Origin of the sequence: Variovorax sp. Sphag1AA (assembly GCF_014192575.1) — a bacterium.
Classification (GTDB): Bacteria; Pseudomonadota; Gammaproteobacteria; order Burkholderiales; family Burkholderiaceae_C; genus Variovorax.
Genome location: NZ_JACHYC010000003.1, coordinates 391,795 through 414,517 on the forward strand (window position 1 = coordinate 391,795; position 22,723 = coordinate 414,517).

Sequence of the window (22,723 nt, forward strand, 5' to 3'; positions counted from 1 at the left end):
AATCGCGAGTTCTGAAGAATCCATATACATACGTATATGAAACGTCCGCCCGCCGATCTACCGCCATGGCGCCTGTTGCTGCGACTGCGCACGCGGCAATGGGTGCTGCTCGCGCTGCTGGACCAGCACCGCAACCTCGGCCGCGCCGCGGCGGCGATGAGCATCAGCCAGCCGGCAGCAACCAAGCTCCTGCAGCAACTCGAGGAGACCTTCTCGGTGCCGCTGTTCACCCGCGTCGCGCGCGGGATGACGCCCACGCCCTACGGCGAGGCGTTGGTACGCCACGCGCGATGGGTGCTCACCGATTTCGGTGCGGTATGCGAAGAGGTCGAGGCGCTGCGCTCAGGCCTCAGCGGCGCGCTGCGCGTAGGCAGTGTGCCGGGTGCGGTGCCGGAACTGCTGGCGCCGACGTTGGTGGCCTACCAGCAGAAGCACGAGCGCGTGGCGGTCAGCGTGGTGGTCGACACCAGCGACGTGATGCTGCGCCAGCTCGCGCGCGGCGAAGTCGACCTGATGCTCGGCCGCCTCACCGAGGATCACAGCGCCGAGGCCTTCGACTGCGTGCCGCTGCTCGGCGAACCGCAGGTGGTCGTGGTGCGCAAGACGCATCCGCTGCTTCGGCGCAGGTCGGTGTCGTTGCGCGAACTGGTCGAATGGCCGTGGTTGCTGCAGCCGCCGGGTTCGCCGCAGCGCGGACGCTTCGAGGCCGCCTTGCACGAGGCGGGCATCCAGGAGCGGCCGCGCATCACGGAGACGGCTTCGCCGATCGCGATGACCGCGCTGCTGGAGCACTCGGACATGTGCGCGGTGATGCCGGAGTCGCAGGCGGCGCACTATGCGCGGCTCGGCGTGTTGCGCGTCTTGCCGGCAAAGCTGCCGATCCGCGTGCCGCCGATCTACCTGATCACGCGTCGCGCGTACAGCCTGTCGCCTGCGGCGGCCGAGTTCGTGGCGCTGCTGCGGCCGGCTCAGGCTCAGGTCAGGTAGCCGACGAACTGCGGGATCACTTCGCGCAGGAAGTGGATCTCCTCCGTGGGAATGCTGCGCGGCTCGAGATCGAAATGGATGAAGGTCCCGTAGGGCGTCCCGCAATCCTTCGTCAGCAGGCGGCCGTAGTACGACTCGACCATCCCGGTGTAGGGCCGGTTGGTCAGGCGGTGGTCCTGGGAGGCGTGGCTGGTCACGAATTCGCCATGCTCGACGGCGTGCTGGCAGAAGCTCTTTCCGAGCGGCACCACCGTCAGCCACGTGCGGTATTCGGACTCGCGATCGAAGGCGTGCGCCGCATGCATCACGTCGCCATTGAGCTTGTAGATTGCCGTGAACCGGAAAGGCGTCCTGTCGTTGAGCATCGCCAGCGCCGGGACGATCCCGCGGTTGGCTAGTAGGTTGCGTACCGCTGTCGCGGGTGTAGGCAAATCGACATCGAGCATGAATAAACTGTTTGAGGCGCGAGCGCGAATCTTACGCAATTCTTACGACGCTCCGGGGCAGGGTTTCACCTGCGAACACAATGCTTCCCCATGCAAACCATCTCGCTTCGCCAGATCGCGCTTCTCGTTCCGCTGACGCTGGCCTGGGGCCTCAACTGGCCGGTCATGAAACTGGGCGTGGCCGACTATCCGCCACTGACGTTCCGGGCCCTGTCGCTCTGGCTGGGCTTGCCGGTGCTGGGGCTGGCGCTGGTGGTCATGAAGACGCCGTTCCGTGTGCCGCGCCGGCACTGGCCCGAACTGGTGTGGCTCGCCGCGACCAACATGTTCGTCTGGCACGCCTGCATCATCCTCGCGGTGAAGGCACTCTCCAGCGGTCGTGCGGCCATCCTCGGCTACACGATGCCGGTGTTTTCCGCGGTCATCGGCGCACTGCTTTTCAAGACGGTGCTCACGCGGCGCGGATGGCTCGGCGTGAGCGCATGCGCGCTCGGCGTGGGGCTGTTGCTGTGGCACGAGTTCACCGATCTGGCCGGACGCCCCGGCTATGTCGCGCTGGCGCTGGTGGCGGCCGCGACCTGGGCGCTGGGCACGCAACTGCTGCGGCACACGCGCATCGAGGTTCCCACGCTCACGCTGTCGTTCTGGATGACGGCGCTGACCGCCGTCGTCATGGGACTGCTTTCGCTGCTCTTCGAGCGCCCGCAGTGGCACACGCCGGGCCCGGCCGCCTGGGCGGCGATCGCCTACAACGCGGTGCTGATCTTCGGCTTCGCGCATGCCGCCTGGTTCTATCTCGCGCGCGGGCTGCCGCCGGTTGCCTCCACGCTGAGCGTGATGCTGATCCCGGTGCTCGGCGTCTTCAGCGGCGCCCTGTGGCTCGGAGAGACGGTGTACTGGCAGGACTGGACCGCCGTCGCGCTGATGATGGTGGCCATCGTCTCGGTACTGTGGCCGCAGCGACAGCGGAGCGACAATCCGGCACCTGGCGCTGGCCAGCCCGCTGAAGGCTGACCCTTCAAGATCGCGCCACCCAGCCGATATTCGATGTGCGTGCGGAGTCTTGTGTCCGCGCGCCTGGACAACCAACCATGCCAACCCTTCTCATGATGACCGCGACCGGCGAAACCCGGCAGGTACAACTCGCTCCCCAGGGGAACCGGGTGGGGCGCGGCCCGACCAATGACGTGATCGTCGATTCCGGCCAGGCCAGCCGCGACCATGCGCTGATCGATGTCGAGCAGGCCTTCGTCACCATCACCGACCTCGGCAGCCGCAACGGCACCTTCGTCAACGACATCCAGATCGAGACCCAGGTGCTCGTCGACGGCGACGCGATCCGCCTCGGCACCTACGAGATGCGCTTCGTCGCGACCGACCAGGAGTTCACCCAGATCGAGGCGCTGCGCATGCTCACGATGCACGGGCTGCTGGTGAACATTCCGCGTCCGGCCGCGCCCGACGCACCGACTGCACCGGAGGCACCGCTCAGCGGACGCGGGAAGCTCTAGCGGCTACGATGCTCCGCCGCGATTTCCCCTTCATCGCGGAAAGGAGCGCCTCATGCAACGCCGCCGCTTCATGTGTGGCGCCAGTGTCCTGCTGGCCGGCTGGGCGCACGCCCAGCACGATGGGCATCCCTCGCTGCCCGAGGCGCCGTCCTCGCCCGATCCCTTCGCGCGCCTTCAGGGCGGCACGCCGCACCATCTCACGCCGGAACAGGAAGCCCAGCGCTTCATCGACAGCCCCGCGCCACCCGGCCCAGCCGGCCGCTGGGTACCGCGTGCCGCACTTCCGCTGCCGCGTAGCGAGATGGCATGGGCGACCGCGGCGGCCGGGCGCATGCACGTCGTGGGCGGCTACGGTGAAGGAGCGGTGAACCGCGCCTACCACCACATCTACGACCCTTCCGCGAATCGCTGGCTGACCGGCGCACCGCTGCCGCGCGGCGCCAACCATGTCGCGGTGGCATCGACCGACCAGAAGGTCTGGGCCTTCGGTGGCTTCATCGAGCAGAACCGGCGGTCGGATACCAACGCCTATGTCTACGACATCGCGAGCGACAAGTGGACCGCCATCGCGCCGCTGCCGCGTCCACGCGGAGCCGCTGCCGCGGTGGTGCTCGACGGGTCGCTGCATCTGATCGGCGGTGCCTCTGAGCCGGCGGCCGAACGCGCGAGCGTGAGCTGGCACGAGGTCTACGACCCGCAGGCCGACCGCTGGAGCGCCCGCAAGCCCTTGCCCGGCGCGCGCGACCACGTCGGCTGCGTGGCCCACGCCGGGCGCATTCATGTGATCGGCGGGCGCTTCAACACCTTCGAATACAACACCGACCTGCACCACGTCTACCTGCCGGACCGCGACACCTGGGAGCTGCGCACCCCGATGCCCACCGCCCGTTCGGGACATGGGCTGGTGGTCTATCGCGGCCGGTTCTTCGCGATGGGCGGGGAGGGCGGCTACCTGATGGGCGGCGTGCCGGTCCAGGCGAAGGTCTTCGGCCAGATGGAGAGCTACGACCCCGGCACCGACCGCTGGCAGCGTCACGCCCCGATGATCACGCCGCGGCACGCGGTCGGCGCGGCCGCCATCGGCGACTGGATCTACGTGGCCGGCGGGGGCGCGGTGCTCGGCGGCTCCGTGCAATCGGCGGTGCACGAGGCCTTCACCCTCGGGGCCTGACCGGCCGTCCCTCGTCCAAAAGAAGGAGATCGCGCGCGCCGGCGAAATGTTAGGCTGCGCCGACCTGAATTCCGCGTTGCGCGCCGGCTGCCGCAACCTCCGGAACATGTGCAAGACGTGAAGTGCAGCCAGGAGAGCTATCAGCAAATGCGCGCGCTATGGATCGAGGATCACCAACTCGTCGGGGACTCCTTCGAGCTTCTTCTTCAATTGATCATGCCCGATGCCTCACTCGACAAGGCCCGCGATCTCGACAGCGCAAGGCGGCTCATGGAGACCTTCCCCTACGAGCTCGTGCTGCTCGACTGGTGGCTGGGTACGCATGACGGCGAGCGCTCCATCAAGATGCTGCGTGACGCGGGGCGGGACACGCCGATCATCGTGGTCTCCGGCGACGACCGCGACGTGGTGATGGACCGCGCGCTGGCCCTCGGCGCCTCCGGCTACGTGCCCAAGAGTGCCGACCCCGGCGCGCTGCTCGAAGCGGTGCGCGTCGCGCTGCAAGGCGGGGTGAGCCGGCCGCCGCGACAGAACAGCAAGCCCGTCGATGGTGCTCCGGGCGGCATCGCCCAGCCGGTCGACGTCGAAATCCTCTACCCGGACCTGACCCCGCGTCAGGCCGAAGTCTTCCGGGCGCTGATGCGCGGCAGCTCGGACAAGCAGATCGCGCGCGAACTCGACATCTCCGACACCACGGTGAAGACGCATGTTCGCGCCATCCTCCAGATCGTCGGCGTACACAAGCGAGGAGAAGCAGCGCACGAAGCTCGCGTCAGGGGTGCAGGTGATCTCTGACGCGAGCAACGGCCTGTCTGCCCGGGAGCTGCAGCCCCTGGTCGAGGCCGAGCAGGTGCGGCTGTCGGTGCAGCAGTTGCGCCGGCTCCTGCTGCCGCTGATCCTTGCGGACGCCTTCGTCGCCTGGGTGGGCTGGCAGGTCGGTCTGCAGACGATCGCTGTCGTCTGGTTCGCGTGCATGGTGGTTGCGCACACCGCGCGCTGGGCCTACCTGCTGCGCATCGGCGAGCCGGGCCGCGTCGAACCTGCGACATGGCTGTCGCGCTCAGCTTCCGCGCTGATCGGGCTGGCGGTGCTGCGTTCGGCGATGGTGCTGATGATCTTCAGCCGCCCGGTGGGCGAATACCACTACGTGCTCACCATGGTCTCCTTCGGCAGCGCGGTGGGTGCCATCTCGCCGGTGGCGGGCCATCTGCGAAGCTACGTGGGCTGGAGCGCGATCGTCGGCGGTGCGCTCTGCATCGCCTGGGTCACGCGCGGCACGCTCGAAGGCGCGGCCATCGCGACGCTGCTGTTGATGCTGTTCGTGGTGCTCACGTTCTACGTGCGCGACCAGGGACGCACGCTGGTGCAGCTCGTCACGCTGTCCGAATCACTGCGGCGGGAACGCGACCGCGCGGAAAAGGCCAGCGAGGCCAAGACACGCTTCTTCGCCGCCGCGAGCCACGACCTGCGCCAGCCGCTCACCGCACTGTCGTACAACGCCGCCACGGTGCAGGAACTCGCGCGTCTGAGCGGCGACGAGATGCTCGACCGCGTGGGGCAGGGCATCCGCCGTGCCTTGTCGGAAAGCAGCTCGCTGCTCGACAGCCTGCTCGAAGTCTCCAAGCTCGATGCCGGCGCCGTGCGCGCGGAAGAGCGCGAGGTCGATGTGATGAAGCTGCTCGGCCGCATCGCCGAGTCTTTCACACCGATTGCGAACGCAGCCGGACTGGAACTGCGCTGCCTCGGTGGTCACCATAAAGGCCTCTGGGTGCGAACCGATCTCGCACTGCTGCGGCGGATCATCCAGAACCTGCTGGGCAACGCGATCAAGTTCACGCACGAGGGCCATGTGTCGATCGAGGCCTTCGCCGATGACCGCACCGGCAAGGACTGCGTCTGCATCCGCGTGTCGGACACCGGGCCGGGCATCCCCGACGAGCTGCAGGAGCACGTGTTCGAAGAGTTCTATCAGGTCGGCAATCCCGAGCGCAACCGCAGCCGCGGCCTGGGCCTTGGGCTGGCGATCGTGCGGCGCATCGCGGGCCTCTTGAAGATCAACGTCACGCTCACCAGCCAGCCCGGCCAGGGCGCTGTGTTCGAACTGCGCATGCCGCGCATCCCCGCGCCGCGTGGCGCAGGCGCGGAACTGGTCCCCGATGGCACCGAAGCTGCGCTGGGTGCCTCGCGCAAGCGGGTGCTTTTCATTGACGACGAGCCCGAGATCCGGGAATCGTTCACCACGTTGCTGTCCACCCTCGGCTGGGAGGTACGGTCCGCCAGTGACCAGCAGGAAGCCGAGGAAATCCACGAGGCGGGCTTCTCGCCCGATGTGCTGCTGATCGACTTCCGGTTGCGCGACAACGCATCGGGACTCGACGCGTGGAGGGCGCTGAAGCGGCGCGGCTGCGACGCCCCGGGTCTGATGATCACGGGCGAAACGGAGCCGCGCCGCATCGCGGCCGCGCGGGAAGCAGGCATCACGGTGCTCTACAAGCCCGTCGACGGCGCGCAGCTGCTGCAGGCGATGGGGCAGGCGCTGGGCGCGGCCAACGCCTAGGCGAAGTCGATCGTTCGCGTCACCTTGCGCCGCGCGCCGTCGAACTCGACATCGAGATGCCACGCGCCCTGCGCCGACTGGTACGGCCGCAGGACCGCAAAGCCGTCGCCGCTCTCCGGGAAGAAGGTCTTCACATGGCACCTGAACTTGCGACTCAGGCCGGCGTGCTTCTGCTCGTCGACGAACTCGAATGTTTCGTCGGCCGCGAAGTCATCGACTGACGCGTTCGCGAAGGTGTAGGGCGCATACAGCGCCGAGCTGTGGATGGAGTGCACGACGACCTTGCGCGCCTCGAACATGCATTCGATGGTGATGGTCGCGATGCATGACAGGTGCTCGTCACCCGAAAGGAACACCACCCGCTGCGCGTCGGCGTCGTACAGCCGTGCGAGCAGCTTGTGCAGCGAACCCGGATAGCCGGCCCATGAATCCGTCTGCAGCGCGAGCCCGATCGGGTTGCGGCTGCGTGGCCGGCCGCGCATCGACAGATAACGCGGCAGCAGGATCGACGCGGAAACGACGAAGCCCGGCGGCGATGTTGGCCCCTGCGAGCGGACCCACTTGTGCAGCTCGGCGGACTGCGGCTTGCGCAGGATCGATGCATAGGCGAGGTTGCCGATGGTGCGGCCCCGCCGCTTCGAGCGGGTATCGGTGAAGAAGAACGCATGCCCGTGCAGTTCCGCGGCTAGCCAGAGGCGCTTGTCGCTCACCGTGCTACGCACCGCCTGCGGCCACATGCTGCGCTGACGTGTCACGTAGAGACTGCGGCCCTGCGCCATGGCGTCCTGAAGTTCGTCGTGGCCGTAGCCGCGCGGGCGCGGCTCCCAGTTGTCGGCCACCTCGTGGTCGTCCAGCATCGGAAAGATTTCGGACCCCGCCACACGCAGCACGCGCTGAAGACCGGCGTTGAGCATGAAGGCCTCGTAAGCGAACGACAGGCGCTCCAGCAGCTTGCCCGGATCGAACAGGCCCGCGGTCCGGTCGACGTAGACCTGATCGCCGGTGAGCACGGTGAATCGGATCGACGGGTCGTTCTCCAGCCGCTCGCCGAGCCGCCACAGCGAACGTTCGGCCGGGCCGATGTAGCGATCGTCCAGCGCGCGGGTGCGCACGCGCACCGTGGCGTCGAGCATGCCGGCCGGATACTGGCAGCTGCCCAGCGCAAAGCTCGCGGCGCGTCCGGGCGCGAGCGCCTGATCGATGCGCCGGGTCACGACGCCGCTTTCCAGGGCCACCGGTTCGCGGTGGTTGGCGATCTCGTCGTACTCCACCTCGCCACCGATCGTCACCTGCCGATGGAGCAGGAGCAGCAGCGCGCGGTGCGCATTGCCGGGCCATGGCAGCGTCGCGGTCACACACTGCCGGTCGGCGCAAAGCTCGACGTCCACCGGCTCGACATCGATGCGCCGCAGCGCAGGCAGGTCGACCAGCCGCCCGCCCTGGCGGATCTTCCAGCGCCCTTCGAAGTCCTCGACCGGCACCAGCGCCGCCTTGTGCGGCACGCCGTTGCGCTGGTCGAAAGTCACCCGGCACGCGAGCAGCCCGCCGGCCACCATCTCCGGCGGCGCGGCGAAGGACCTCGGCGGCAGCGCCTTATGCAGCTGCGACGCCGACGGAAGCGGTTTCGGATTCTGGGTCATGGCTCGTGTTCGTGGAGGTCTCGGAGGACTCGCCAAGGAAGGCGCTGATTTCGCGATAGGCAAGCGGCGCGTTCACGCCGACCAGGCTGTCCTGGTGCCCCATGTCGCGGAACTCGACCGATCTGCCGCCGCTGTGCGCGTCGTTCAGCAGATCGACCACGCGCCGTCGCGTGGCGATGTCGAGCAGCCCGTTGTCGCTGCTGTGCAGCGAGAGGATGCGATGCGCGGGGTCCTTGTTCCACACGCGCCGGATGTGGCCCGGCACCATGCCGGCGCCGTTCCCGCCGCGGTCCGTCACCACCCCGTAGCGCGCGAAGGCGATCACCTGCGCGACGGTCTGCAGGTTCATCGGACCGAAGAAATCGTCGATCGCTCCGAGCACTGCATCCGACATGCCGTCGAGCTTGAAGGTCACGCCATAGAGCGCATCCATGCGGTGCCGCGCCCCGACCCAAGGCGTGCGCTTGCCTGGCGGCCAGAAAGGGTTCTCGCGGAAGAAGTCCTCGCGCGGATAAGGCACTGCCGCGAGCAGCCGATCGAACATGTCGTCGGCCGAGGTGGGTTTTTCAGGCGTGAACTCGAAGGCGCCCAGCCCGATGAACTCGCGCAGCCATTGCATGAGGTAGGCGCGTGCCATGTTGGCCGGCGACATCACAAGCGCCGGCCCCACCTGCGAGATCACGAGCCGGCCCAATCGCCCGGGCAATGCGGCCCGCAATTCAGGAAAGCGATCGGCACCCCGCTCGATGTGCTTGCCGAAGAGACCCAGCGACAGCATCGCCACACCCATGCAATGCGCAACCACGTCGACCTTCTTCGCGCCGGTGTAGCGGCAGATGTGATCAATGGCGAGCGGGATGTCCTGGCAGCCCATCTGCTCGAAGAACCACGGCTCGCGTGCGGTCGGCATGCCGGCGCTGCTGCGCAGGTCGAGCACCCACACGTCGTGTCCCTTGGCGTGGAGATGTCCCGCGAGCCCGCCCTCGGGCAGCAGTCGATGCGCGAAGGTGGTTCCGCTGGCGCTGTAGCCGTGGATCAGCATCACCGGATTCAGCCGGCTGTCCTTGCCAGGGCCGTAGCGTGTCAGGCGCATCCGCACCGGCGTGCCGTCGCGCATCACGTCCACGGTGATGTCGAAGACCTGCGGCGCCGGCGCATGCGGGATGGCACCGGGCAGGCGCTGCGGGGTGCGCCCGTGGGGCCGATCAGGCAGGCGCAGCGACCACGCATGAAGCGGCAGCATGACCCGCGCGAGGTACAGCAGCAGCGAAGCCATGTCGATCAGCGCGGTCGCGTGATCGGGCTGCGACGCGATGCGCACCAGCGGCACGTTGACGCGGCCGAAGTAGGGCAGGTCGACCGCCAGCGGCTTGCGCTGGTCGGCCGGATCGCGGTTCGGGAATTCGTTCAGCTCGGCGTAGAGCCATTGGTTGACCGGGTTCGCGGCGCGCTCGTAGGTGAGCCGCTTGGCCGCACGGATGGGGCGGCCCTGCCAGTGCATGGCGTCGCCAAGCCGCCTGTCGAGCAGCTTCGGCGAAAGAATCTCCAGGTCGTATTCGAGCCGCCGCACGTCCGCCGCGCGCGATGCGAGATAGAACGCGGATTTGACGAGTTCGCTCCACGGCGGCGCGGGTTTCGGGCCGCGTCCCCGCATCCTCTCGAACGTGCCCTGCACGGCATCGCGCAGGCCCCGGTTGAGGAACCATGCCCAGAGCCCGCGCACCGTCCGTCCCGCCTGGCTGGACGGTTCATGCCGCATCAGTGTCAGCGTGCCACTCAGGGGCGCCTCCAGCAGCAACGCCTGCCTCGACGTTGGTGGCCGGCTTCGTGTGCCGAGAGGGAGCGACGAAGGCCATGGCTCGGCCGGCATGAGCAGCCGCACATGGCTTCGCGAGGCATCGACGACCAACTGGCGTGGAGACTGGGAAGCGATCAGCGACGAGACCGACTGCGGCTCGAACCAGAGCCGAAGCTCAAGGTCCAGGGCGACTGCCTTCCCTTCGAACTCGATGGTCACCCGGCTCTTCATCTGCTCGGTCATCTCGATCAAGGTCGATTCCTGCGGCTTCGGAACGACCTTGCGGGACATCGGGCGCAGCGGCTGCCATTCAGAAGGCGGGTCGGCCGGATGCGTGGCCGGGTCCAGCCGATCGAACTGCCACGCGCGGCGCAGATGCCGCATCGCACGACGCGCCAGCATCGCGATGGTGAGCGAAGGATTGATGCCGAGCGATGTCGGCACGATCGCGCCATCCAGCACCACGAGCCCTCCGTGCACGCGCTTCGAATCGCCGTCGAAGACCCGGCCGAACTCGTCGACGACGCCCATCGCCGCGTGGTCGCCCATCGGGCAGCCACCCAGCGGATGCACCGTGAGCACCGGGCCACGCGCGGCGCCATACAGGCGCTCGAGCATGCCTGGCAGAGGGCGCCAGACGGGGTTCGGCAGCACGCGCGCGCCGGCACCGTTCTTTGCGACCAGCGTGTCGAGCACCTCCTGATGCTTGTCAAAGCTCGTGTCGCTGCGCACCTCGGGCCAATCGACGCCGAGCGTTCCCTGCTCGCCATCAATGGCGTCTCCGGGCAGGCGCAGCCGACCGTTCGCGCTGTCGTGGCCAATCACCGCGACCACCATGCTGTTGTCGATCAGCCGTGCATCGATGCCCGCAACATCGGGTTCGTCCGCATCGCCGGTGTAGCGCCGGCTGTCGGCGCCGGTCAGCGACTGGACGGTGGCGACGGTGGTCGCGGTCTCCTCGAAGAGCCGCCGCAAGGGGCCGGGGATCGCGAGGTCCTGGATGACGCACGGCGGGTCTTCATGCCGCCGGTCGATCATCCGGGTGATGGTCGGCCCGCACTGGTCGCCGAGCGACGGCGCGATCCCGGGCTCGCGCAGGATCGTGCTCAGGTTGTCGCCGTTGGCTGAAAAGCGCTCGCCGAGCACCGCCGACACGGGGAGCTTGCGCTTGCGGGCACGCATCAGCAGCTCGGTCGAACCAAGCGTGCCGGCCGCGAGCACCAGATGGCTCGCGCGGATCTCGTAGGGCGCCTTGATGTGCCGGCGCAGCGACGTGTCGGTGTGGGTGACGAACACCTTCCAGTCGTATTCGCCGACCTTCTCGAAGGTGGTGACCGTGGCACCCGTCACGATGCGCACGGGAGCGGCATGCCGAGCACAGGCTTGCGCGATCAGCGTGGCATCGACCGAGAGCTTTGCGCCGACATTGCAGCCGGTCGCGCAATCGCGGCAGCCGTTGCAGGCCCGGATACCCCGATCCGCTTCGTCCTCGTCTGCGACGGTGACATCGAGCACGCTGGCCGGCTTGCCGCCGAGCGCATCCATCAACCCGGCGCGGCTCGCGAACTTGCCGCTCGACGAGGCCTGCAATTGACCCCGTACTTCTGCGAGCGCGTCCATGAGGCCATGGTCCTTGCGGATGCCCGCAGGCCAGCGCGGGTCGGCGAACACCGCGGGCAACGGCGAGGCCATCACGCCCGCATTGATCAGCGAACCGCCACCCAGCCCATTGGCAAGCACCACGTTGACATCGGCGCCGAGCCGCATGTCGAAGAGGCCCCAGGTGCGTCCCATCACCGAGGCGTCGCCACTGCGGCTGAAGCGCACATGCCCGGCCAGGTCGGCCATGGTCGAGGGGAAAGAGCCGGGCACGTATTCGTGGCCGCGTTCGAGCATCGCGATGCGCAGCGGCCGGCCATCGACACCCCAGCCCGCGAGTTCGTTCAGCGCCATCGCGCCGCCATAGCCGCTGCCGACAATCAGGACGTCGAAATGGGGTTCACTCCTCGGGTCCGCCGGCTGGTCGAGTCGAAGATCGCTCGCCAGCTCGGCCAGGTCGGCGGAAAGCCAGGCCGTGGCCGCTTGTTCTTGTTGATTCATGCGCTGCGCACTCGCTGGGCGACCGCGAGATTGCGGCGGTGTGCGAGTTCAACAGAGCGGGTCGGCGCTGTCCATCCGCATAAGGGACTAGACCGTATCTTTTACGACACCGTAAGTCGGGTGTCAGGGAATCAGCACTGCGGCGCCCTCGATACGTCCCGCGCGCAGATCGGCCATTGCCTCGTTGGCCTGTTCCAGCGGGTAGGTGGTGATGTGGACCTGCGGCGGATGCACGCGCACCACGTCGAGGAACTCGCGGCCGTCTGCGCGCGTGAGGTTCGCGACCGAGACCAGCTCGCGCTCCTCCCACAGCAGCCGGTAGGGGAAGGCCGGGATGTCGCTCATGTGGATGCCACCGCAGACCACGCGGCCGCCCTTGCGCACCGCCTGCAGCGCGAGCGGCACGAGGGGGCCGGCCGGCGCGAAGATGATCGCCGCGTCGAGCCGCTCGGGGGGCATCTCGTCCGATGCGCCGGCCCACACCGCGCCCAGCGAGCGTGCGAAAGCCTGGCCCGCAGCGTCGCCCGCTCGTGTGAAGGCGTAGACCTCGCGTCCCTGTGCCACTGCCACCTGCGCGATGAGATGCGCCGCTGCGCCAAAGCCATAGAGGCCGAGCCGTCGTGCGCTGTCGCCGGCAGCCTTCAGGCTGCGCCAGCCGATCAGCCCGGCGCACATCAGCGGCGCGATGTGCGCCGGATCCTGCGCGGAATCGCCGAGGGGCAGGCAGAAGTCGGCTTCGGCGATCACATGGCTCGCGAAGCCACCGTCGCGGTCGTAGCCGGTGAAGCGGGGCGTGTCGCAGAGGTTCTCGCGACCGGCGAGGCAGAACGTGCAATGCCCGCAGGTGTGACCAAGCCAGGGCACGCCGACACGGTCGCCGATGCGATGCCCTTGCACGTCCGCGCCGATCGCTTCGACCTCGCCCACGATCTCGTGGCCCGGCACGATCGGCAGCGTATTCAGCGGCAGGTCACCATCCACCACGTGCAAGTCGGTGCGGCAGACCGCACAGGCCAGCACGCGCAAGCGCAGTTCGCCGGCCGCAGGTTCCGCGACCGGGCGCTGCTCGAGTCGCAAGGGTTGACCGGCGGCGTGAAGAACCATGGCGCGCATCGTCCGGGGATTGTGCGCCGCGGTCCGCTTGGTTGTTTGCGTCATATGCATCTGAATTAACGGTCGTTCCGCTTTGCATGGGGCCTTCGGACAATGCCGCTCGTTTCAAGGACACCTCATGCCGACAGCCAGACACTGCGAATCCTGCGCCATTCCATCCTCGCCGCGACAAGGGTCGAGACGTTTCATCACCGGCGTGCTGCTGGTCGCGGCGGTCGCACTCGCCGCACTCTTCTTCGGCGTCTCGCCTGCGCATGCGCAGCAGAAGGGTGAGCTTCGCATCGGCTACCAGAAATCGGCCAGCCTCTTCGTGCTGCAGAAGGCGCAGGGCACGCTCGAGAAGAAGCTCGCGCCGCTCGGTTTCGGTGTGAAGTGGGTCGAATTTCCGGCCGGCCCGCAGTTGCTGGAAGGGCTGAACGTCGGCGCTGTCGACGTGGGCTATGTCGGCGAAGCGCCGCCGATCTTCGCGCAGGCGGCCGGTGCCAAGTTTGCCTACATCGGCTTCGATCCGGCCGCGCCGCGCGCCGAGGCGATCCTGGTGCTGAAGGATTCGCCGATCAAGTCGGTCGCGGACCTCAAAGGCAAGAAGGTCGCGCTCAACAAGGGCAGCAACGTGCACTACCTGCTCGTGAAGCAACTGGAGAAGCACGGCCTCTCGCTCGCGGACATCCAGCCTGTCTACCTCGCACCCGCAGACGGCCGCGCGGCATTCGAAAGCAAGAACGTCGACGCCTGGGTGATCTGGGATCCCTTTCAGGCCGCCGCCGAGAAGGCCATCGGCGCCCGCGTGCTCGCCGACGGCACGCCGGACGTGGTCAACAACTACCAGTTCTACCTGGCCGAGCGCGGCTTAGTCGCGAAGTATCCGCAGGTGATCGACGCGCTCTTCGAGGATTCGGTCTCGCAGGGCATCTGGCTCAAGAAGAACCTGCGCCAGGCAGCCGAGCTGATTGCGCCGCTGCAGGGCCTGCCGGTCGACGTGGTCGAGACCGCGCTGCGCCGCTACGAGTTCAACGTGAAGCCGATCGCGCCCGACGTGGTCGCGGGCCAGCAGAAGATCGCCGACACCTTTCATCAGCTCAAGCTCATCCCGAAGGCCATCCGTATCAGCGACGCCGTGTTGCCCGCCAAGCCGTGAGCGCCCGCCAGCAGATGCACCTCGGCGCCTTCTTCTTCGGCGTCGGCCATCACCTTGCCGCGTGGCGGCATCCGGACGTGGACCCCGGTGCGGCCAGCCGCATCGAATCGCTGCGCGAGTGGACGCGCATCGCAGAGGAAGCGAAGTTCGACGCGATCTTCTTCGCCGACAACGTCGGCCTGCCCGGACCGCCGGACGACGCAGTGGCGAAGAACGCGCTGTGGTATCCGCTCGATCCGCTCATCACGCTCGCGGCGCTGTCGCAGTCGACCAGTCGCATCGGGCTGGTCGCGACGGTGTCGGCGACCTACCTGCCGGCCTATCACCTCGCGCGCAAGTACGCTTCGCTCGACCAGATCAGCGGCGGACGCAGCGGCTGGAACCTCGTGACTTCGGGGAGCGATTTCGAGGCGCGCAGCTTCGGTCTGCCCAAGCAACTCGAGCACGCCCATCGATACGCCCGCGCGCACGAGTACGTGGAGATCGTGAAGGGCCTCTGGGATACCTGGGAGGACGACGCCTTCATCCACGACAAGGCGGCGAATCGCTTCTTCGACCCCGCGCGGCTGCACCGCGTCGCGCACGAGGGCGAGCACTTCACCGTCCACGGCGGATTGCAGACGCCGCGCGCGCCGCAGGGCTACCCGGTGCTGGTGCAGGCCGGGTCTTCGGCGGACGGGCAGGACCTCGCTGCTGCGACGGCCGAGGTGGTCTTCACTGCGCAGCAGACCGCAGAGGACGCGCGCAACTTCTATCGGTCGCTCAAGGGCCGGCTCGCCGCGTATGGACGCACGCCCGATCAGCTCAAGATCCTGCCGGGCATCTCGCCCTTCGTCGGGCGCAGCCAGCAGGAGGCGCAAGAGAAGTTCGAGCAGCTTCAATCGCTGATCGATCCGGTGCTCGGCATCGGACTGCTGTCGACCTTTCTCGGCAATGTCGATCTGTCGCGCTATTCGGTGGACGACCCGTTCCCGCAGGACCTGCCGGTCACCGAAGGGTGGAGGAGCCGCCAGGAACTCTTCGCCTCGCTCGCGAAGCGCGACGGGCTCAGCATCCGCCAGCTCTACGAAAAGGTGGCCGGCGCGCGCGGGCACTGGACGATCGTCGGTACGCCGGAGAGCATCGCGGACCAGCTCGAACACTGGTTCACGACGGGCGCGGCAGACGGCTTCAATGTGCTTGCGCCGACGCTGCCGCACGGGTTGCGCGACTTCGCGGATCTCGTGATTCCTGAACTGCAGCGGCGCGGCCTGTTCCGCAAGGAGTACATGGGCCGCACGCTGCGCGAGCACCTCGGCCTCGCACGGCCCGCGCATCCGAAGGCGCGCTGACCGGGGAGCCAGCCTATTCGGGGAGCTTCGTATCGAGCGCGAACTTCCCCTTGCTCAGATGGCGCTTCATGAATTCGACGCAAACGCGAACCTTGGCGGAGTCGAGCGACCGGCTGCTGGTCATGGCCCAGACATCCGCGGGTTCGCGATAGGCCGGCAGCACGCGCACCAGCGTGCCGTCCTTCAAGTGCGATGCAATGTCCCAGACCGATAGGAGCAGGATGCCGTTTCCGTCGATGCCCCAGTTGAGGACGACATCGCTGTGGTTCGATCCGAAGCGGCCGGTAACCTTCACCGTGTCCGTGCCATTCGGGCCTTGCAGGCGCCACACGCCGAAAGCCTGCTCGCGATCGCGAAAGACGAGGCAGTCATGCTGCGCCAGGTCGGCCAGTGACTTGGGGTGCCCGCGCCGCCTGAGGTAGCTGGGTGCCGCGCAGAGGATGCGGCTGCTTTCGGCGATGCGGTGCGCGATCAGTTGCGGCTGGGTCGGCTCTCCTACGCGAATGTCGATGTCATATCCCTCTTCGACGAGGTTGACACGTCTGTCGAGCAGTTCGAGCCAGATGTCGAGCTTGGGGTAGCGCCGCTGCAAAAGCGACAACACATGCGACACGTGGTTGCGCCCGAGCCGCAGGCTGGTGCTGATCCGCAACTGCCCGCTCGGCTCGCCCTTTGCGCTGACGGCCGTTTCCGTCAGGGTTCCGACGTCTTCGAGGATCTTGCGAGCCGCCGCATAGATGCGCTCGCCCTCATCGCTGATGTGCACGCGCCGCGTGGTGCGGTGGAAGAGGCGCACGCCGAGCTGCTTTTCAAGGATGCCGATCCGCTTGCTGACGAACGCCTGGGAGACACCGAGTTCGGTTGCCGTCGCAACGAAGCTGGCGCGCTGCGCCACGGTGCAGAACACATGCAGGTCGTCGAGGGCGGGCCTATTGTTCACGATTCGTGATTTCCGATAGAACGATTTGGCTGATTATGAAACTGTCGGGAATAAGTAATCTTGCGGCCATACGCAATCACGGAGACGACATTGGCCGATTTCAAGCATTCACAGACTCGCATCGCGGTGGCCGGCGCCGGCTATATCGGCCTGGCCCACATGGGCGTCGCACAGCGCAGCGCGACCTGCACGCTCTCGGCCATCGTCGATCCAGCGCCTGCGGCCGAGGCCGTCGCCAGGCAGGCGGGCGTGCCGCTCTACAAATCGCTCGACGAGCTTTTCGAGAAGGACCGCCCGGATGGCGTGGTGCTCGCAACGCCCAATCAGTTGCACGTCGAACACGCGATGCGCTGCGTCGCCGCGGAGATGCCGACATTGCTGGAGAAGCCCATCGCCCCCACGGTCGAAGAAGCCGAAGCGCTGGTGCGCGCCGTGGACGAAACCCGCGCCAAGGTGCTGATCGGCCATCACCGCGCGCACAGCCCGCTCATGGCTCGCGCCAGACAGGTGATCGACGAAGGCCGCCTCGGCGCACTTGTCGCCGTGATGGGCAGTGCGGTGTTCTTCAAGCCCGATCACTATTTCGCCGATGCGCCATGGCGTCGCGAAGTGGGCGGCGGCCCGATCCTCTTGAACATGATTCACGAGGTGCACAACCTGCGCATGCTGTGCGGCGACATCGTCGCGGTGCAAGCCTTCTCCTCGAATGCGACGCGCGGGTTTCCGGTGGAAGACACGGTCGCCATCAACCTGCGTTTTGCCAGCGGTGCGCTCGGCACATTCATGCTCTCCGACACCGCCGCAAGCGCGCGCAGTTGGGAGCAGACCTCACAAGAGAACAAGGCCTATCCGAGCTACCCGGACGAGGACTGCTACGTCATTGCCGGCACCTTCGGCTCGCTGTCGATTCCGACGATGCGGCTGAAGACCTACCGCGAAGCCGGCGAGCGCTCCTGGTGGAAGCCCTTCGATGTCAGCGTGGTCGAGTTGACGCGCGACGACCCGCTCGCGCTGCAGATGGAGCACTTCGGCCAGGTCATCCGTGGCGAAGCCGCGCCGATCGTCAGCGCCCGCGACGGATTGCAGAACCTGCGCGTCACCGAGGCCATCGTGCAGGCCGCCCGCAGTGGCTCGATCGTCGAAATCGAGAACTCTTGAACCAAGGAAAGACCGCCATGAAGAAGATCCTCATGCTGCACGGCATCAACCACAACATGTTCGGCAAACGTGACCCGGTGCAATACGGCACGGTGACGCTGGCCGAGATCGACGGCAACCTGCGCAAGCTAGGAGCGGAACTGGGCGCGGAGGTCACCAGCTTCCAGACCAACAGCGAAGCCGCCATGTGCGAACGCATCCACCAGGCTTTCGAAGACCGGGTGGACGCGGTGCTCATCAACGCGGGTGCCTGGACCCACTACAGCTACGGCATCCGCGACGCGCTGGCCATCCTGACGGTGCCCGTCGTCGAAATCCACATGTCGAACATCCATGCGCGCGAGGCGTTTCGCCATCACTCGGTGTTCGCAGAAATCGTGAAAGGCCAGATCTGCGGATTTGGTGCCGAGAGCTATCTGCTGGGGTTGCGGGCGGCACTGTCATCGCTCGATTCACGCTGACAGCGCCAACCACCGTCAGGCGATGCCGGGGGCGGCTGCCTCCAGCACATTGATCCGCTTCGGGATCAGCTTCAGCTCGAAGAAGGTGTCGGCGATCTGCTGCTGCTCGCCGAGGATGGCCTTGGTGATCGGACCGGTTCCGAAGGCCGAGCGGTTCACCACGACCTCCACCACCGGCTTCGGGATGCCCCAGAGCTGCGCCAGCTCGCCGGCCAGGTCGCTCCTGTTGGCCTTGCCCCACTGGTCGACCTTGTCGAGTTCCTCGATCACGATCTTGATGATGTCGCCGTTCTTCGCGGCGTAGTCGAGCGACGAGAAGTAGTAGGCCCGGTTGCCCACCACGCCCGCGGCGTCGGCCAGCAGCGTGGCGTCGAGCGTCTTTTGCGCCGAGGCGAAGAAGGGGTCCCAGATGACCCAGGCGTCGATTGATCCCTTCTCGAAGGCGGCGCGCGCATCCGCGGGCGGCAGGAAGACGACGTTGACGTCGCCGTACTGCAGGCCGTGTTTCTGCAGCAGCTTCACGAGGAAGTAGTGGACGTTGCTGCCCTTGTTGAGCGCGACCTTCTTGCCCTTGAGGTCCGCGACCGTCTTGATGGCGGAGCCCTTGGGCACCAGCACGCCTTCGGACCCCGGACGCGGCACCGTCGCCGCAACGTAGGCCAGCGGTGCGCCGGCCGCCTGCGCGAAGATCGGCGGCGCCTCGCCGACATCGCCGAAGTCGATGGAACCGACATTCAGCGCCTCGAGCTGGACCGGCCCGGCGGTGAACTCGGTCCACTTCACCGACACGCCGAGCGGCGCGAGCCGCTTTTCGAGGGTGCCGCGCCCCTTGAGCAGGCTGAGATAGCCCTTCTGGTTGCCGATGCGCAGTTCGCGCGTCGGACCCTGGCTCCACGCGCCGGCGGCGCCGAGGGGAAGGGCGATGGCCGCCGCGCCTTGGAGAAAGCGCCGGCGCGGCAGGGAGAGTTGCTGCGTCATAAGGGAAAACGAGAGGATGAATCGGGCTTCGGATTCTTTCCCCGGGGCGCCGCGGCGCCCACGAAGGAATCCGCCTGTCGATATCCGGATTGCTTCGTTGCGGGCCCCAGCGAAATGCGGCGTTCGCCGACGCCGCTTGTCAGCCGACAGCGGCAAAATGCCGCCGAATGTCGGACGCCCAATGAAAGATCACACCGCACCTCTGCCGCAGTCGCGTCCGCCGATGCAGATCAGCGACACCGACTTTCGGCTGATGGTCGAGGCGGTCACCGACTACGCGATCTTCCTCCTCGACCCCAACGGCTTCATCGAGACCTGGAACGAGGGCGCGCGCATCCTGAAGGGCTACGAACGCGACGAGGTGCTGGGGCGGCACTTCAGCATCTTCTATCCACCCGAGCTGCTGGCGCGCAAGTGGCCCGAGCACGAACTGGAGCAGGCGCTGGCCACCGGCCGCTTCGAAGACGAAGGATGGCGGCTTCGCAAGGACGGCACCCGCTTCTGGGCCAGCATCGTGATCACGCGGGTGCTGGACGAGCAGGGCGCGCTGCGCGGGTTCTCCAAGATCACGCGCGACCTGAGCGAGCGCCGGCGGCAGGACGAGCTCCTGCGTTCGAGCGAGGAGCGCTTCCGCCTTCTGGTGGAAGGCGTGAAGGACTATGCGATCTTCATGCTCGACCCGTCCGGCCACATCGCAAGCTGGAACCTCGGCGCGCAGAAGACCAAGGGATACGAGGCATCGGAGATCATCGGCAAGCACTTCTCGGTGTTCTATCCGCCGGAGGTCGCGGCGCGCGGCTGGCCCGAACAGGAACTGCGCCTGGCCCTGCGCGACGGACGCATGGAAGACGAGGGCTGGCGCGTGCGAAAGGACGGCAGCCGGTTCTGGGCGAGCGTGGTCATCACCGCGCTGTATGACACTTCGGGACGCCACCGCGGCTTCGCCAAGGTCACGCGCGACCTGACCGAGCGCCGGCGCGTCAGCAGCCTCGAGGACGAAGGCCGCCGCGTCGCGACCTTCCTCGCGATGCTCGGCCACGAGCTTCGCAACCCGCTCGCACCGATCTCCAACGCGATGGCACTGCTGGCGCGCGGGCCTTCTGATACGAGGATCGTCGAGAAAGTGCGCGACACGGTCGTGCGCCAGCTCAAGCAGCTCACGCGGCTGGTGGATGACCTGCTGGACGTGAGCCGCATCACCAGCGGCAAGATCCACCTGGAGGCCAAGCCGGTGCGCCTGCGCGACGCGGCGAACCAGGCCATGGAATCGATCCAGCCGATGTGCGGCACCAAGTCGCAGACGCTTCGATTCGAAGCCGCGGCGGACCCGTGGGTCATCGGCGACCAGGCGCGCATCGTGCAGGTCATCTCGAACCTGCTGAACAACGCTTCGAAGTTCACGCCGATCGAAGGCCATATCGAACTGCGGCTCGCGATCAACGGCGCGCTGGCCGAGATCTCGGTGCGCGACAACGGACCGGGCGTCCCGGTCCCGGACCTGAAGCGCATCTTCGACCTCTTCGCGCAGGGCGACCAGGACGTCGCGCGCACGCAGGGCGGCCTCGGGCTGGGCCTGAGCCTCGTGCAACAGCTCGTCACCCTGCAAGGGGGCACGGTCAGCGCCTTCAGCAGCGGCAAGAAGGGGGAGGGCGCGGAATTCCTGGTGCAGTTTCCGGTCACGGCGGCGCCTGTCACCGCGGATCAGGATCACGAAGATGACGCACGCGGGCGCCGCATCCTCGTCGTCGACGACAACCGCGATTCGGCCGAGACGATGCAGCTCCTGCTCGAAGCCCTCGGCTACGAGGCGACCGTCGCCTACGACGGCGTGACCGGTCTGGACGCGATCAAGTCACAGTCGCCGGACGTGGTGCTGCTTGACATCGGCCTGCCGGGGCTGAGCGGCATCGAGGTCGCGAAGCGGGTCAAGGTCGAGGTCCACCAGCAGCCGACGCTGATCGCAGTCACCGGCTATGGCCAGGAAAGCGATCGCGACACCAGCTACGACGCGGGCTTCTTCGCCCACCTGACCAAGCCGGTGGCGCTGGAGCAATTGCAGTCGTTGCTCGATCGCGTGCTGCCTATCGACCCACCTCGGGCTCCCTGACGCACCGGCGCCCGCGCTGTCAAGCCGCGCGACTGACACGACCGGTTGGCGCTCCTCTTGCTATCCTGTCGCGAGTTGCCAGCTTCAGAGCTTCCTCGTGGAAGGAGATCGCTTGATCCAACGCCGTGCCCGACGTCCCGCCCTGACTGTCCTCCTGTTGCTCTCGCTCCTCGCCGCCGGCTGCGGCAACGACCAGGGCGCACCCGCGGCGGCGGCACCTCCGCCGATGACGGTGCTGGTCACGACGGTGCAGAGCGCACCTGTCTCCAATATGGTCGAGCTTCCTGGGCGCATCGAAGCCGTCCGCACCGCGGAAGTCCGGGCGCGCGTCGACGGCATCGTCGAAAAGCGGCTCTACCAGGAAGGCACCGATGTGCAGGCCAATGCACCGCTCTTCCTCATCGATCCGCGCGACTACCGCGCGCTGCTGCAGCAGGCGCAGGCGGCGCTCGCCCGCGCCGAAGCGGCGCGATCCAATGCGGCCTCGATCGTCTCGCGATTCAGGCCACTGGTCGCGCGGCAGGCGGTCAGCGCCCAGGAATTCGAAGCGGCCGAGACCGCCCTTCGACAGGCCGAAGCCAATGTCTCCGACGCAAGCGCCGAAGTCACGCGCGCACAGTTGCGCTTCGAGCGCAGCACCGTCCGCGCACCGATCGCCGGCCGCGTGGGCCGCGCGCAGGTCACCGAAGGCGCGCTGGTCAGCGCGAGCGCGGCGACGCTCATGACGCAGATCAACCAGCTTTCGCCGATCAGCGCGGTCTTCACGCAGTCGAACACCGCAATCCTCGACTTCGAGCAGCAGGTGCGCGCCGGCGCCTTCAAGATGCCGGACATGTCGCATGTCGAGGTGCGGCTCATCCTGCCGAACGGCCAGGAGTTCTCCGAGCCCGGCTTCCTCGACTTTCGCGATCTCGCGGTTGACCCGTCCACCGGCACGCAGACGATCCGCGCGCAGTTCCCGAATGCCTCGCGCACGCTGCTGCCGGGCCAGTTCGTGCGCGGGCGCATCACCGCCGGCGTGCAGAAGACCGGCATGCGCGTGCCCGAGCGCGCGGTGCAGCTCGATGCAAACGCGGCCAGCGTGGCACTCGTCGGCCCGGATTCGACCGTGCAGCGGCGCGAGGTGAAGGTAGGCACGCAGGAGGATGGCGAATGGGTCATCCTCGATGGGCTGCAGCCGGGTGACAAGGTCATCGTCGACGGCTGGCACAAGGTCCGCCCCGGGCAGAAGGTGAACCCGCAGCCCGCGCCCGGTTCCGCGCCGACCACACGCTGAGCGGAACGCAC

Annotated in this window: 18 protein-coding genes; 12 read left to right on the plus strand and 6 right to left on the minus strand. The window is 67.4% G+C overall.

What is annotated here, in order from left to right:
- The first annotated feature begins 36 nt into the window (after window positions 1-36).
- Window positions 37-987 carry a LysR family transcriptional regulator gene (locus tag FHW64_RS13715; RefSeq protein ID WP_184526993.1) on the plus strand — a complete coding sequence of 317 codons (951 nt, stop codon included), beginning with the start codon at window positions 37-39 and terminating at the stop codon, window positions 985-987.
- Here FHW64_RS13715 and FHW64_RS13720 read toward each other — a convergent pair.
- Window positions 975-1,433, minus strand: coding sequence for a GAF domain-containing protein (locus tag FHW64_RS13720; protein ID WP_184526995.1), 459 nt, complete (start codon window positions 1,431-1,433; stop codon window positions 975-977). The genes FHW64_RS13715 and FHW64_RS13720 overlap by 13 nt on opposite strands.
- 90 nt (window positions 1,434-1,523) lie before the next feature.
- Between FHW64_RS13720 and FHW64_RS13725 the strand changes: the two genes are divergently transcribed.
- The 5 genes from FHW64_RS13725 to FHW64_RS13745 all read left to right on the plus strand — a co-directional run bounded on the left by FHW64_RS13725 (window position 1,524) and on the right by FHW64_RS13745 (window position 6,672).
- Window positions 1,524-2,447, plus strand: a complete 924-nt coding sequence (locus FHW64_RS13725; RefSeq protein WP_184526997.1) for a DMT family transporter — start codon at window positions 1,524-1,526, stop codon at window positions 2,445-2,447.
- A gap of 77 nt (window positions 2,448-2,524) precedes the next feature.
- Window positions 2,525-2,944, plus strand: coding sequence for an FHA domain-containing protein (locus tag FHW64_RS13730; RefSeq protein WP_184526999.1), 420 nt, complete (start codon window positions 2,525-2,527; stop codon window positions 2,942-2,944).
- 52 nt (window positions 2,945-2,996) lie between these two features.
- Window positions 2,997-4,115: a kelch repeat-containing protein gene (locus FHW64_RS13735; protein ID WP_184527000.1), complete on the plus strand. Its 1,119-nt coding sequence runs from the start codon at window positions 2,997-2,999 to the stop codon at window positions 4,113-4,115.
- Window positions 4,116-4,262: 147 nt separating this feature from the next.
- The gene (locus FHW64_RS13740) at window positions 4,263-4,910 is read left to right on the plus strand and encodes a response regulator transcription factor (RefSeq protein WP_184527002.1); all 648 of its coding nucleotides are present in this window, start codon (window positions 4,263-4,265) and stop codon (window positions 4,908-4,910) included.
- Complete coding sequence (locus FHW64_RS13745; RefSeq protein WP_184527004.1) at window positions 4,822-6,672, plus strand: hybrid sensor histidine kinase/response regulator; 1,851 nt, start codon at window positions 4,822-4,824, stop codon at window positions 6,670-6,672. The genes FHW64_RS13740 and FHW64_RS13745 overlap by 89 nt, the downstream gene beginning before the upstream one ends.
- On the opposite strand, the gene FHW64_RS13750 is transcribed toward FHW64_RS13745, so the two are convergent.
- The 3 genes from FHW64_RS13750 to FHW64_RS13760 form a co-directional block, all read right to left on the minus strand.
- The gene (locus FHW64_RS13750; RefSeq protein WP_184527006.1) at window positions 6,669-8,312 is read right to left on the minus strand and encodes an alkaline phosphatase D family protein; all 1,644 of its coding nucleotides are present in this window, start codon (window positions 8,310-8,312) and stop codon (window positions 6,669-6,671) included. The two genes, FHW64_RS13745 and FHW64_RS13750, sit on opposite strands and share 4 nt — an antisense overlap.
- Window positions 8,266-12,210, minus strand: coding sequence for a GMC oxidoreductase (locus FHW64_RS13755; RefSeq protein ID WP_184527008.1), 3,945 nt, complete (start codon window positions 12,208-12,210; stop codon window positions 8,266-8,268). The genes FHW64_RS13750 and FHW64_RS13755 overlap by 47 nt, the downstream gene beginning before the upstream one ends.
- A 123-nt stretch (window positions 12,211-12,333) precedes the next feature.
- Window positions 12,334-13,323 carry a zinc-dependent alcohol dehydrogenase family protein gene (locus FHW64_RS13760; RefSeq protein WP_184527010.1) on the minus strand — a complete coding sequence of 330 codons (990 nt, stop codon included), beginning with the start codon at window positions 13,321-13,323 and terminating at the stop codon, window positions 12,334-12,336.
- A gap of 118 nt (window positions 13,324-13,441) precedes the next feature.
- Here FHW64_RS13760 and FHW64_RS13765 point away from each other — a divergent pair, with 118 nt between their 5' ends.
- Together FHW64_RS13765 and FHW64_RS13770 are read left to right on the plus strand one after the other, a co-directional pair.
- On the plus strand, window positions 13,442-14,461 hold the full coding sequence (locus FHW64_RS13765; RefSeq protein WP_184527012.1) for a sulfonate ABC transporter substrate-binding protein: 1,020 nt from the start codon (window positions 13,442-13,444) through the stop codon (window positions 14,459-14,461).
- A 14-nt stretch (window positions 14,462-14,475) separates the two neighbouring features.
- Entirely contained in the window at window positions 14,476-15,792 is a 1,317-nt protein-coding gene (locus FHW64_RS13770) for an LLM class flavin-dependent oxidoreductase (RefSeq protein WP_184527902.1), read from the plus strand.
- Window positions 15,793-15,805: 13 nt separating this feature from the next.
- On the opposite strand, the gene FHW64_RS13775 is transcribed toward FHW64_RS13770, so the two are convergent.
- On the minus strand, window positions 15,806-16,735 hold the full coding sequence (locus tag FHW64_RS13775) for a LysR family transcriptional regulator (protein WP_184527904.1): 930 nt from the start codon (window positions 16,733-16,735) through the stop codon (window positions 15,806-15,808).
- A gap of 87 nt (window positions 16,736-16,822) precedes the next feature.
- On the opposite strand from FHW64_RS13775, the gene FHW64_RS13780 reads away from it, so the two are divergent.
- Window positions 16,823-17,890: a Gfo/Idh/MocA family protein gene (locus FHW64_RS13780; protein ID WP_184527014.1), complete on the plus strand. Its 1,068-nt coding sequence runs from the start codon at window positions 16,823-16,825 to the stop codon at window positions 17,888-17,890.
- 17 nt (window positions 17,891-17,907) lie between these two features.
- Entirely contained in the window at window positions 17,908-18,351 is a 444-nt protein-coding gene (gene aroQ / locus FHW64_RS13785; RefSeq protein WP_184527016.1) for a type II 3-dehydroquinate dehydratase, read from the plus strand.
- 15 nt (window positions 18,352-18,366) lie between these two features.
- Here aroQ and FHW64_RS13790 read toward each other — a convergent pair whose 3' ends face one another.
- Window positions 18,367-19,329, minus strand: coding sequence for a sulfonate ABC transporter substrate-binding protein (locus tag FHW64_RS13790; RefSeq protein ID WP_184527018.1), 963 nt, complete (start codon window positions 19,327-19,329; stop codon window positions 18,367-18,369).
- Window positions 19,330-19,510: 181 nt separating this feature from the next.
- On the opposite strand from FHW64_RS13790, the gene FHW64_RS13795 reads away from it, so the two are divergent.
- Together FHW64_RS13795 and FHW64_RS13800 are read left to right on the plus strand one after the other, a co-directional pair.
- Window positions 19,511-21,436: a PAS domain S-box protein gene (locus FHW64_RS13795; protein WP_184527020.1), complete on the plus strand. Its 1,926-nt coding sequence runs from the start codon at window positions 19,511-19,513 to the stop codon at window positions 21,434-21,436.
- Window positions 21,437-21,548: 112 nt separating this feature from the next.
- On the plus strand, window positions 21,549-22,712 hold the full coding sequence (locus tag FHW64_RS13800; RefSeq protein ID WP_260303809.1) for an efflux RND transporter periplasmic adaptor subunit: 1,164 nt from the start codon (window positions 21,549-21,551) through the stop codon (window positions 22,710-22,712).
- The last annotated feature ends 11 nt before the right edge of the window (window positions 22,713-22,723 follow it).

Excerpts from the sequence above, each read along its gene's own strand:
- FHW64_RS13715 (WP_184526993.1), top strand. The coding sequence starts at position 37 with ATGAAACGTCCGCCCGCCGATCTACCGCCATGGCGCCTGTTGCTGCGA.
- FHW64_RS13720 (WP_184526995.1), bottom strand. The coding sequence starts at position 1,433 with ATGCTCGATGTCGATTTGCCTACACCCGCGACAGCGGTACGCAACCTA.
- FHW64_RS13725 (WP_184526997.1), top strand. The coding sequence starts at position 1,524 with ATGCAAACCATCTCGCTTCGCCAGATCGCGCTTCTCGTTCCGCTGACG.
- FHW64_RS13730 (WP_184526999.1), top strand. The coding sequence starts at position 2,525 with ATGCCAACCCTTCTCATGATGACCGCGACCGGCGAAACCCGGCAGGTA.
- FHW64_RS13735 (WP_184527000.1), top strand. The coding sequence starts at position 2,997 with ATGCAACGCCGCCGCTTCATGTGTGGCGCCAGTGTCCTGCTGGCCGGC.
- FHW64_RS13740 (WP_184527002.1), top strand. The coding sequence starts at position 4,263 with ATGCGCGCGCTATGGATCGAGGATCACCAACTCGTCGGGGACTCCTTC.
- FHW64_RS13745 (WP_184527004.1), top strand. The coding sequence starts at position 4,822 with ATGTTCGCGCCATCCTCCAGATCGTCGGCGTACACAAGCGAGGAGAAG.
- FHW64_RS13750 (WP_184527006.1), bottom strand. The coding sequence starts at position 8,312 with ATGACCCAGAATCCGAAACCGCTTCCGTCGGCGTCGCAGCTGCATAAG.
- FHW64_RS13755 (WP_184527008.1), bottom strand. The coding sequence starts at position 12,210 with ATGAATCAACAAGAACAAGCGGCCACGGCCTGGCTTTCCGCCGACCTG.
- FHW64_RS13760 (WP_184527010.1), bottom strand. The coding sequence starts at position 13,323 with ATGCGCGCCATGGTTCTTCACGCCGCCGGTCAACCCTTGCGACTCGAG.
- FHW64_RS13765 (WP_184527012.1), top strand. The coding sequence starts at position 13,442 with ATGCCGACAGCCAGACACTGCGAATCCTGCGCCATTCCATCCTCGCCG.
- FHW64_RS13770 (WP_184527902.1), top strand. The coding sequence starts at position 14,476 with ATGCACCTCGGCGCCTTCTTCTTCGGCGTCGGCCATCACCTTGCCGCG.
- aroQ (WP_184527016.1), top strand. The coding sequence starts at position 17,908 with ATGAAGAAGATCCTCATGCTGCACGGCATCAACCACAACATGTTCGGC.
- FHW64_RS13790 (WP_184527018.1), bottom strand. The coding sequence starts at position 19,329 with ATGACGCAGCAACTCTCCCTGCCGCGCCGGCGCTTTCTCCAAGGCGCG.
- FHW64_RS13795 (WP_184527020.1), top strand. The coding sequence starts at position 19,511 with ATGAAAGATCACACCGCACCTCTGCCGCAGTCGCGTCCGCCGATGCAG.